Origin of the sequence: Halalkalicoccus subterraneus (assembly GCF_003697815.1) — an archaeon.
In the GTDB taxonomy this organism is placed as follows: domain Archaea; phylum Halobacteriota; class Halobacteria; order Halobacteriales; family Halalkalicoccaceae; genus Halalkalicoccus; species Halalkalicoccus subterraneus.
The window spans coordinates 1-9,424 of record NZ_RDQG01000027.1 but is presented as its reverse complement, the minus strand read 5'-3'; the positions used below and the strand labels follow the sequence as shown (position 1 = coordinate 9,424).

At 65.1% G+C, this 9,424-nt stretch carries 11 protein-coding genes and 1 tRNA gene; 7 read left to right on the top strand and 5 right to left on the bottom strand.

Translation table 11 applies throughout. The features are described 5' to 3' along the window. Positions 1-5: 5 nt before the first annotated feature. A tRNA-Leu gene (locus EAO80_RS07965) sits at positions 6-90 on the bottom strand. A 131-nt stretch (positions 91-221) separates the two neighbouring features. Between EAO80_RS07965 and EAO80_RS07960 the strand changes: the two genes are divergently transcribed. The 3 genes from EAO80_RS07960 to EAO80_RS07950 are packed head-to-tail and all read left to right on the top strand — an operon-like array spanning position 222 to position 3,164. Further along, positions 222-716 carry a helix-turn-helix domain-containing protein gene (locus EAO80_RS07960; protein WP_122089395.1) on the top strand — a complete coding sequence of 165 codons (495 nt, stop codon included), beginning with the start codon at positions 222-224 and terminating at the stop codon, positions 714-716. A 31-nt stretch (positions 717-747) separates the two neighbouring features. Continuing rightward, complete coding sequence (locus EAO80_RS07955) at positions 748-2,007, top strand: alanyl-tRNA editing protein (RefSeq protein WP_122089394.1); 1,260 nt, start codon at positions 748-750, stop codon at positions 2,005-2,007. Positions 2,008-2,045: 38 nt separating this feature from the next. Continuing rightward, entirely contained in the window at positions 2,046-3,164 is a 1,119-nt protein-coding gene (locus tag EAO80_RS07950; RefSeq protein WP_122089393.1) for an acyl-CoA dehydrogenase family protein, read from the top strand. A gap of 102 nt (positions 3,165-3,266) precedes the next feature. Here EAO80_RS07950 and EAO80_RS07945 read toward each other — a convergent pair whose 3' ends face one another. Continuing rightward, a complete protein-coding gene (locus EAO80_RS07945) occupies positions 3,267-3,542 on the bottom strand; it encodes a PadR family transcriptional regulator (protein ID WP_122089392.1) in 276 nt (91 codons plus the stop codon). A 359-nt stretch (positions 3,543-3,901) separates the two neighbouring features. Next, on the bottom strand, positions 3,902-4,048 hold the full coding sequence (locus EAO80_RS19605) for a hypothetical protein (protein WP_162993921.1): 147 nt from the start codon (positions 4,046-4,048) through the stop codon (positions 3,902-3,904). Between the two features lie 93 nt (positions 4,049-4,141). Between EAO80_RS19605 and EAO80_RS07940 the strand changes: the two genes are divergently transcribed. Continuing rightward, entirely contained in the window at positions 4,142-4,861 is a 720-nt protein-coding gene (locus EAO80_RS07940; RefSeq protein ID WP_122089391.1) for a DUF7117 family protein, read from the top strand. Here the strand turns inward: EAO80_RS07940 and EAO80_RS07935 are convergent. After that, positions 4,853-5,746 (bottom strand): bifunctional methylenetetrahydrofolate dehydrogenase/methenyltetrahydrofolate cyclohydrolase, encoded by an 894-nt coding sequence (locus tag EAO80_RS07935; RefSeq protein ID WP_122089390.1) that lies wholly within the window; start codon positions 5,744-5,746, stop codon positions 4,853-4,855. The two genes, EAO80_RS07940 and EAO80_RS07935, sit on opposite strands and share 9 nt — an antisense overlap. A gap of 149 nt (positions 5,747-5,895) precedes the next feature. On the opposite strand from EAO80_RS07935, the gene EAO80_RS07930 reads away from it, so the two are divergent. Both EAO80_RS07930 and EAO80_RS07925 read left to right on the top strand, forming a co-directional pair. Further along, positions 5,896-6,462 (top strand): hypothetical protein, encoded by a 567-nt coding sequence (locus EAO80_RS07930; RefSeq protein WP_122089389.1) that lies wholly within the window; start codon positions 5,896-5,898, stop codon positions 6,460-6,462. Positions 6,463-6,497: 35 nt separating this feature from the next. After that, positions 6,498-7,559, top strand: coding sequence for a molybdopterin-dependent oxidoreductase (locus EAO80_RS07925; RefSeq protein WP_122089388.1), 1,062 nt, complete (start codon positions 6,498-6,500; stop codon positions 7,557-7,559). Here the strand turns inward: EAO80_RS07925 and EAO80_RS07920 are convergent. Further along, a complete protein-coding gene (locus EAO80_RS07920) occupies positions 7,554-8,555 on the bottom strand; it encodes a zinc-binding dehydrogenase (protein ID WP_122089387.1) in 1,002 nt (333 codons plus the stop codon). The genes EAO80_RS07925 and EAO80_RS07920 overlap by 6 nt on opposite strands. Before the next feature lie 208 nt (positions 8,556-8,763). On the opposite strand from EAO80_RS07920, the gene EAO80_RS07915 reads away from it, so the two are divergent. Continuing rightward, on the top strand, positions 8,764-9,424 hold a 661-nt coding region (locus EAO80_RS07915; protein ID WP_368280521.1), incomplete at its 3' end, for a Na+/H+ antiporter NhaC family protein.

The following is a 9,424-nucleotide window of genomic DNA, read 5'->3' as shown; positions in this document are numbered from 1 at the left end:
TGCGATGCGTGGGACCGGATTTGAACCGGCGGACCCCTACGGGACAGCGCCCTCAACGCTGCGCCGTTGGCCTAGCTTGGCTACCCACGCTCGCTGTGTCTTTGCACCCGTCTCTATTCTACCTCCCATAAAAGGGCTTTCGCTTCGCCAGCCCCGTGGTTAGGCCTGTCACTGCTCGGGGGCGACAGTATATTCAAATGTGCGGGTTGCGTAACGGTCACATGGCGAAATACTCTACCGGCAGTTCCTCCAGCGGCGACGGCGGCGGCTCTTGTGAACTCTGTGGGGCCTCCTCTGGATCGCTGAAAACAGTCTCGATCGCCGGGGCGACCCTCGACGTCTGTAGCACGTGTGCGCCCCACGACGACGCACAGACGAAACGCGACGAGCGTTCGAAGGAGAGCGACCGCAAGAAGCGCGCTGCCAGCAAAGTCGCCGAGATGCAGGACGCTCAGGGGGGCGATTCGACCCGCTGGGAACGGGAAGGAACGAACTACTCCGACGACCCGCTTCCGTACCTCGTGTCGGGCTACGGCGACCGCCTCAAGGAAGCCAGACAGGACGCCGGGCTCCAGATCCACGAACTCGCCGAGTCGCTGGACGTTCCCGAAGAACAGATCGAGGCCGTCGAACAGAGTCGTGCGGCCCGCGCGGGTGTGGGCGGTTCGGTCATCGAGGATCTCGAATCCGAACTGGATATCGAGCTCGCCGAGTAGGGTTTTTGGCGCTCGAGTAACAGTCCCACCTATGGACTCCCTCGCGCCACAGGATCCGGGAACGACAGCGTTCGAGGCAGGGGTCGAGCGGCGAGCCGGCCCGGAGGTAGTTCTCGACCGCACGTACTTCTATCCCGAGAGCGGCGGCCAGCCGGCGGACAGAGGGACGATAGACGGGACGGCCGTCGTCGACGTCCAAAAACACGACGGAGAGGTCGTCCACACGCTCGTCGAGGAGGCCGCCCTCGAACCCGACGAGACCGTCACCTGTACGATCGATTCCGGGTTCCGGACCTACTGTATGCGCACGCACACGGCGAGTCACGTCCTCTACGGGGCCGCCCGACCCCTGCTCGACGACCTCGGTTACGGCGGATTCGATATCGATCGCCGAAAGGCCCGGATCGACTTCGAGACTTCTACCGAGATCGACGACACACTCCTCGTGGAGCTCGAAACGCTCGCGAACCGGGCGGTCTGGGAGAGCCGTCCGGTCTCCTGGGAGACGGTCCCCGTTGGAGAGGCGCGCTCGCGTGAGGGGGTCGCGTTCAACACCAAGACCGAGGAGGGTGTCTTCGGCGACGGTGAGGGCGTGCGGATCGTGACCATTGGGGCTGCGAGCGATGCGGGAGCCGACTGGGGCGGCGCGGAGCGTCGCTCCGGTGACTCGACGTCCGCGTGGGACGCTGCAGCCTGCGGTGGCACGCACGTCTCGAACACCCGCGAGATCGGGCCGATCAGCGTGCTCGATCGCTCGAACCCCGGCGAGGGACTCACGAGGATCGAACTCGCGGTCGGCCCGGCGGCCATCGATCACCGTTCCGACACCCGAGCGGCGGCGCTGTCCGCGGCCCGCGAACTCGGCGTCGGCGTCACGGATCTCCCCGACGCCATCGAACGCCAGCGGACGGCGGTCGAAGAACTCGAACGGGAGCGCGACGACCTCCTGAACCGGATCGCCACGTTCCAGATCGACGCCCTCCGCGAGGAGATCGTCGAGTGTACCGGCGAGCGCTGGCTCGTCGGCTCGGTCGCGGGCGTCGACGGCGACGTTCTCTCGAATCGGGCACGCGAACTGGCCGGCGAGGACTGTGAGGTCGCCGCGCTTACGACCGACGAGCGGCCCGTGACGATCGCGGTCGCGAGCGCAAGCGAGACTGACGCGGGGGCGGTGATCGATTCCCTGACGACGGAATTCGGCGGGGGCGGTGGTGGCGGCCCCGAGTTCGCCCAGGGTGGCGGGATCGATGCCGATCCAGAAACGGTCGTGGCCTCGCTTCGGAGCCGCTGAAACGATCGTCTTTTTTCGACCGCGATCCAACCCGAGGTATGGAACTCACCGCGGAACAGCGCGCGATCCGGGATCTCGTCCGGGAGTTCGCAACCGAGGAGCTACGGCCCCAAGCTGGCGAAGCGGACCGCACGCAGACGTTTCCCGAAGACGCCTGGGACGGGCTGGCCGAACTCGATCTCGCTGGACTCACGGTCCCGGAGGAGTACGGCGGGTTCGACGCCGACAGGACGACCTACAGTCTCGTCAACGAGGAGCTCGCCTATGGCCATCTCTCGGTGGCAACCGCGCTTTCCGTGCACTGTCTCGCGACCGCCTGTATCGCCCAGTTCGGCGGCGAGGACCTGAAAGAGCGGTGGCTTCCCGAAATGGTTTCGGGGCGGCCCGTCGGCGCGTTCGCGCTGTCCGAGCCCGACGCCGGGTCGAACCCCGCGGCAATGTCGACGCACGCCGAGCGAGAGGGAGAGGGATACGTCATCAATGGGAAGAAACAGTGGATCACGAACGGCTCGCGGGCGGGCGTCGTGATCCTCTTCGCGAAGACTGGCGACGGGGAGATCACGCAGTTCCTCGTCCCCGCCGACAGCGAGGGCCTCGAAGTCGGCAAGAAAGAGGAGAAACTCGGGCTTCGCGCGAGCGACACCACCGCACTGCTGTTCGACGACGTACGGATCCCAGCCGGGAACCGACTCACGGAGGAGGGTCGGGGACTGAGCGCCGCGCTGTCGATTCTCACTGGCGGACGCATCGGAATCGCGAGCCAATCGGTCGGATTGGCCCAGGCCGCGATGGATGATGCGCTCTCGTACGCCACCGAACGCGAGCAGTTCGGCGGCCCCCTCTCGGACGTGCAGACGATCCAGCACAAGCTCGCCGACATGGAGACGCAACTCCGGGCCGCCCGGCTGCTGACGCGCGAGGCTGCCAGAAAGGAGGATGCGGGCAAAGATCCACGAATGGACGCCAGCATCGCGAAGTACTTCGCGAGTGAGGCAGCCATGACGATCACCAACGAGGCCGTCCAGATCCACGGCGGCTACGGCTACACGACTGACTTCGACGTCGAGCGCTACTACCGGGACGCCCGGATCACGACCATCTACGAGGGCACGAGCCAAATCCAAAAGAGCGTCATCGCCCGCGGGTTGCTGGAGTAGCGTCCGGGGACGATACGCGCTCGGGCACGTCGCGCCGCGGGACCGATTAGATGGTCTATAGCGTATTCGAGTGTCGATGGGCCCCTTTACCGCCTCGATGGCTCAGAGGTCGACGTAGCGAGCCTCCCACTCGCGGCGGGCCTCGATCTCACGGCGTCCGCGCCGAGTGAGTGAGTAATAGTTCGTCCGCCGGTCGCGTTGGCCCTTCTCGACCAACCCCTTATCGACGAGCGTATCGAGGTTCGGATACAATCGCCCGTGATGGATCTCCTTCTCGTAGTACGCCTCTAGCTCCTCCTTGATGGCGAGCCCGTGCGGTTCGTCCTCCCCCCTGATAACGTAGAGTAGATCCCGCTGAAACCCTGTCAGATCATGCATGCCTATCCCGCTCTGACACTTTGGAAGCAATTCTCATAAACATGTCGGGAATATCGATCCCTGCGTGCGTTTTCATATCTAAATGAGATATATGATCCACGATATGAACAGATGTCACGTAACGAATCGAGAGGAGGATTTCGTCTGTACTCGTAATGGATTCGTCGTCCTCGGGGAGAGCTGTCGCTTGATGGTTTCGTGATCCGAATGGAAAGCAACCCACGCGGGAAGGAAAAATTCCCGCGTGGATGCTTGCCGCCCTGAATTGGTCCCCGCTGACGCTTCGGCCCTCCAAAGCGAAGCGTCATCTACTCAATGAAACCAGCCCATATTAAACCTACCGACAATTGTCCACGTATCTATATGTACTCCTCCTCGAGAACCCAGCCGAGCGCACGCTTATAGTACGTAAACATCTCTCGCACGCCCTCGTGACGCATGTCGTCGCTTTCGAGTTGCTCGGCGAGGAACTCGTACTGCTCTCTGATTTCCTCTTCGGTACGCATACTGTTCGGTGGGATCGGACGGTACATCAAACCACACGCCGTCCCCTGTGCCGGACGCCGGACGTTTTACCGCTGGCTCCGAAACCCCGGGGTATGGAGATCCGAGGCGAGCGCGAGTGTACCGAGTGTGGAACGCGCTGGTCGTACTACACGACCGGGGAGGTGTCCTGTCCCGAGTGTGGGAGTCTCAAGAGCGTCGGACGCGAGGAGCGCGCGCTCCACACCGACAGTCCGGTGGAACTGGATCTGACGACCGGCGAGGAGCTGCTCGACCAGCCGCTGTCGGAGCTCGCGACGGAGATACGCGAGCGGTGTCGGAGCTACGTCCGCCAGCGTGGGTTCGTCAACGGTGGGACGCTCCGGACGTTGGACGACGACTACCTGATCGCTCAGGAGCTGATCACCGCGCTCGGCGCCTACGAACGCTCGCTCTCGTCGGGGGCACTGGATTCGGACGTCGACGACGTGGAACAGCTGTATCTCCTCGAACTGCTGGATCGCGAGCGCCCGCCACCGTCCGCGGTCCCCGAGTCGCTCGCGTCCGAACGCGGGCTCGCCTACGCAACGGCGGCGTCGACCTACCGAGAGGACGTCGTGAGCCTGCTCGATACGAGAGAGGAGTCGCTGCCGCCGGTCCGGCGCGCGCTCGGTCGGCTCGATGATCACGTCCGACGCGTCGAGGCGCTCGACGGCGATATCGAGCCACGAACCGCCGAGAGCCTCGTCGAGATCGCGCGCGATCTCGGCCGCGCGGTCGACGGGGACGAAACGGCGCTGGCGCGCACGTCGAAGCGTCTGGACGAGTTAGGGTAGTTCGACCGGGACGCCTTCGGACTCGCTCGCGGCCTTGACGGTGTTGTAAAGCAGCATGGCACGGGTCATCGGCCCGACGCCGCCCGGGACGGGCGTGATTGCGCCCGCCTTCTCCTTCGCGCTCTCGAAGTCGACGTCGCCGACCAGTTCGTATCCCTTCTCCGAGTCGGTCTCGACCCGGCTGATCCCGACGTCGATCACCGTCGCGCCCTCCGAGATCATCGAGCCGTCGATCAGTTCGGTCACGCCGCAGGCCGCGATGACGACGTCCGCGCGGCGGGTCTTCTCGGCGAGATTTTCGGTCCGGGAGTGACAGACGGTGACGGTGGCGTTCCCTCCCTGGGATTTCTGCATGAGTAGATTCGCCATCGGCTTGCCGACGATGTCCGAGCGACCGACGACCGTCACGTCCGCGCCCTCGGTCTCGATGTCGTATTCCGAAAACAGCTTTTGGATTCCGTGGGGCGTACACGGTTTGAAACGGGCGTTTCCCGCGACGAGTCGACCAACGTTCTCGGGGTGAAAGCCGTCGGCGTCCTTCGCGGGGTCGATCCGCCGGAGCACCTCCCGGTAGTCGATCTGCTCGGGGACGGGATCCTGAACGAGATAGCCGTGGACCTCCGGATCGGCGTTGAGCTCCTCGATGGTGTCGTAGAGCTCCTCGGGCGAGGCATCTCCGTCGATATCGACGTGGATCCCGTTGATGCCGACCTCCTCGCAGTCGCGCTGTTTCATGTTCACGTACGTCTGGCTCGCGGGGTCGTCCCCGACGAGGACGGTCGCGAGCCCCGGCGTGACGCCGTGGTCGGCGAGCGCCCCGATCGACTCCTCGAGCGCTCCACGGATCTCGCCTGCGATCCGATCCCCGTCGATGATCGTCGTCATGGACGTCCGTGGGCGATCCACACCCTTCAACGCTCGGATTCGTGCGTATCGAGAACGCTATTTCGATCTGAATATGCACGGTTGTGCCCTCCAACGCGATGGCCGGGACCGCAGTTATAGGGATGAGCCGAGAAGACCCATTGAGAACGATGTCACTGTTAGGTTTCGGTGGAAGGGGCGGAGACGAAGGGTCCGACGCTCCGTCGTCCGAGAGCGAGGAGGTCGAGGAGGCACAGTCGTCGCCCGTGTTCGCCGCCCGATCACTGGTTCGGGCGATACAGGGGGGTGCGTTCGCGACGGTCGTGATGACGGCCTTTCGGCTGCCGATCCTCGGATCGTTGCCGCCCTCGGCGAACTTCTGGGCGAAGTACGTCGGGGACGGCCATCCCGAGGAGTACATGGGGATGGGCATCCTGCTCCATCTCCTCTACGGGATCAGTTTCGGGGCACTGTTCGGATTGCTTTACCCTCGAATGAACCTTCCGGGCTCCGCGACCGAGACCGAGGGCGTCGTCTGGGGGGGCGTCTTCGGGCTCGTCCTTTCGGCCTTCGGCGAGCGCGTGATGCTGAAATGGCTGCTCGACATCGACCTCGAAGCGGACGCCGAGACGGTGTTCCATGCGAGCCACGCCGTCTACGGGATCGCGCTCGGGACGTGGGTCGGTTCGCGGATCGATCCGGACCGGGGTTACGAGGAGTACGAACACAGCCAGTAGCGAGGGTTTTGAGGCTTCGGCCCCCTTGAGTACCCATGGGCCGGTTCTCGCTCCCACCGCGACTCGTCGACTGGACGCTGTTCGCGCTGGTCTGTTTCGAGGTCGCTTCGGGCCTTCTGAGCCTCACGCTCGGCCGGCCCGAACACCGCTATCTCTTCTACGTCCACGGTATCGCCGGTTTCACACTGGTGGTTCTCCTGTTCTGGAAGCTCCGGCGGGTTCGCGGACGGATCACACAGTTCTCGAAGTGGGACCGGACCACGCCGGTATCGATCCTCGCTGCTTTCGTCGCGTGCGCGGCGCTGGTCACGGGTACCATGTGGGTCTTCGGCTACCACGAGCGGGTCGGTTACTGGGAGTTCCTCACCCTGCACATGGCCTTCGGCGTCGCACTCGTTCCCCTGGTGCTCTCGCACCTCTCGGCACGCTACCGCCCGCCGCGCCGTGAGGACTTCGAGGGACGGCGCACACTACTCACCTACCTCGCCCTGGGGGTGGTCGGCGGTCTCGCCTGGCGCGCCCAGAGCGCGATCAACCGGCTGCTCGATACCCCCGGTTCGGACCGGCGGTTCACCGGCTCGCGCGAGCAGGGGAGCTTCGCAGGCAACGCCTTTCCGACCGCGAGTTGGGTCGCGGACGATCCCGGCCCAGTCGATCCCGACGACTGGTCACTGACGGTCGGCGGCGCGACCGCACGGGACCTCGATATCGCCTACGCGGATCTCACGCCCGCCGACCGCGAGCGAAGCACCCTCGACTGCACGGGCGGCTGGTACTCGGTACAGGACTGGACGGGCGTGCGGGTGGGCGACCTCCTCGACGAGGTCGAACCCACGGATGAGGCACGATACGTCCGGTTCCAGTCGGTGACGGGCTACCGCTGGAGCCTTCCACTCGAGGAGGCCCACGACGCCCTCTTGGCTACCCACGTCGGCGAGGAGCCGATCAGTCACGGCCACGGCTTTCCCCTTCGGGTCGTCACGCCCGGCCGTCGGGGTTTTCAGTGGGTCAAATGGGTCGTCTCGGTCGAGATACGGGAGAAATACGACTACGGGCAGTGGGTCGTGATATTCACGAGCGGATTTACCGATTCATAGGTCGTTCTCGAGGACGATCTTGCCGACCGCGTCGCCCTCTTCGAGCCGTCGATGGGCCTCCTCGGCCTCGCTGAAGCCGTGTCGTCGCTCGTCGACCAGCGGTTCGAGGGCGCCGTCGTCGACCAGTTCCGCGATCTCGTGCAGTTCGTCGCCCAGGCGATCGTGCCAGGCGTCCCGGAGGATCGGGAGGATGACGAGCACGACGTCCAGCGAGAGGGCGTTGAGGTGCATCGCGCTCAGGTCCTGGGTCGAGCTCGACTCGGTGGTGAGGACCCGACCGTAGGGGTGGACCGCATCGAAGGCCGTCTGGAGGTGGTCGTCGCCGATCGGGTCGAAGACGACGTCGAAGCCCTCGCCGTCGGTGTGAGCCTCGACGTACTCTTCGACGGATTGCTCGGTGTAATCGACCGTGGCCTCGGCACCCAACTCCTCGGCGATCTCGCGTTTCTCCTCGGTCGAGCCGGTCGCGACCACGCGCGCGCCGGCCGCGCTCGCGATCTGGACGCCGATATGGCCGACGCCGCCCGAGCCGCCGTAGACGAGGACGTCGGCCTCGTCCTCGCCGTCGAGCCCCGCCCTGTCGATCAGCAACTCCCAGGCGGTGAGCGCGACGACCGGCAGCGCGGCGGCCTCCGCGAGCGAGATGGACTCGGGTGCGGGCGTGATCGCGTCGGCGTCAGCGAGCGTGTACTCCGCGAGCGCGCCGGGGCTGCCCGCGACGCCCCCGGGCATCCCGTAGACCTCGTCGCCGGGCTCGAACGCCTCGACTCCGTCGCCGACGGCGTCGACGGTGCCAGCGACGTCACAGTGGAGGATCGCGGGGAACTCGGGGGCCAAGGAAGGGAGATCGCCGCGGCGGATCTTGTAGTCGACGGGGTTGACGCTGGAAGCTGTGACCGAGATCCGGACCTCGCCCTCGCCGGGTTCGGGCGTTTCGATCTCGCGGGTCTCGAAGACGTCGGGCTCGCCGAACTCGTCGATGACTCGTGCCTGCATGGATCGGGACACGGCCTCGCCGCAGGTGTACCTTGGCCTGGCGGAAGGGAATCGGTCACACGGTCGACGCGCTCGCCACCGATCCGAGTCCGCTTAGGTCCCTATTATCCCCTGTAGGCCCTTCCATCATCGATGTTCGCTTCGGGGATCCGTATGGCATCAGACGGCACATTTATATTGTCCGGTTTTGAGCCATGAAGTGAATGAAATGAGCGAAGCAACGGAGCCGGATGTCATGAGCGGGTTCGGCGGCGGGGAGGGGGATGAGCCCCGAATCGAGTTCTATGGCGGGCGAGGAATGAGTGCGCTCCCGATTCTGATCTTCATCATTTGGGCGATCGCCCAGACTGCCCTCTGGCGGATCTCCGACGAGGCGGGCCTGGTCGCCGGGATGTTGATCGGGCTGATCGTCGGAATGTTCTTCGTCAAGGGTAATTGGAAGACCTACGCCAACACCATCTTCGAGGGGATGACTCAGCCGGTGGCGGTGACGGCCATCGTCGCGTGGATCTGGGCGGGGATGTTCGCCGAGACCCTCCAGATCGGCGGGTTCGTCGACGGACTGGTCTGGCTCGCCGACATCGGGGGCGTCGGGGCGGCGCTGTTCCCGGCCGCCACGTTCGTGTTGGCGGCCCTACTCGCGACCGGTATCGGCACCGGCTACGGGACGACGGTCGCGTTCGTCACCCTCTTCTTCCCGGCGGGCGTCCTCCTGGGAGCGAACCCGGTCCTGATGTTCGGGTCGATCCTCTCGGGGGCGATCTTCGGCGACAACCTCGCGCCCGTCAGCGACACGACGATCGTCAGCGCGGTCACGCAGGACTCGGACATCGGCGGCGTCGTCGCCTCGCGGTTCAAGTACGCCATCG

Bases quoted from the DNA above. Each gene is read 5' to 3' on its own strand.
- EAO80_RS07960 (WP_122089395.1), top strand. From the start codon at position 222: ATGGCGAAATACTCTACCGGCAGTTCCTCCAGCGGCGACGGCGGCGGC.
- EAO80_RS07955 (WP_122089394.1), top strand. From the start codon at position 748: ATGGACTCCCTCGCGCCACAGGATCCGGGAACGACAGCGTTCGAGGCA.
- EAO80_RS07950 (WP_122089393.1), top strand. From the start codon at position 2,046: ATGGAACTCACCGCGGAACAGCGCGCGATCCGGGATCTCGTCCGGGAG.
- EAO80_RS07945 (WP_122089392.1), bottom strand. From the start codon at position 3,542: ATGCATGATCTGACAGGGTTTCAGCGGGATCTACTCTACGTTATCAGG.
- EAO80_RS19605 (WP_162993921.1), bottom strand. From the start codon at position 4,048: ATGCGTACCGAAGAGGAAATCAGAGAGCAGTACGAGTTCCTCGCCGAG.
- EAO80_RS07940 (WP_122089391.1), top strand. From the start codon at position 4,142: ATGGAGATCCGAGGCGAGCGCGAGTGTACCGAGTGTGGAACGCGCTGG.
- EAO80_RS07935 (WP_122089390.1), bottom strand. From the start codon at position 5,746: ATGACGACGATCATCGACGGGGATCGGATCGCAGGCGAGATCCGTGGA.
- EAO80_RS07930 (WP_122089389.1), top strand. From the start codon at position 5,896: ATGTCACTGTTAGGTTTCGGTGGAAGGGGCGGAGACGAAGGGTCCGAC.
- EAO80_RS07925 (WP_122089388.1), top strand. From the start codon at position 6,498: ATGGGCCGGTTCTCGCTCCCACCGCGACTCGTCGACTGGACGCTGTTC.
- EAO80_RS07920 (WP_122089387.1), bottom strand. From the start codon at position 8,555: ATGCAGGCACGAGTCATCGACGAGTTCGGCGAGCCCGACGTCTTCGAG.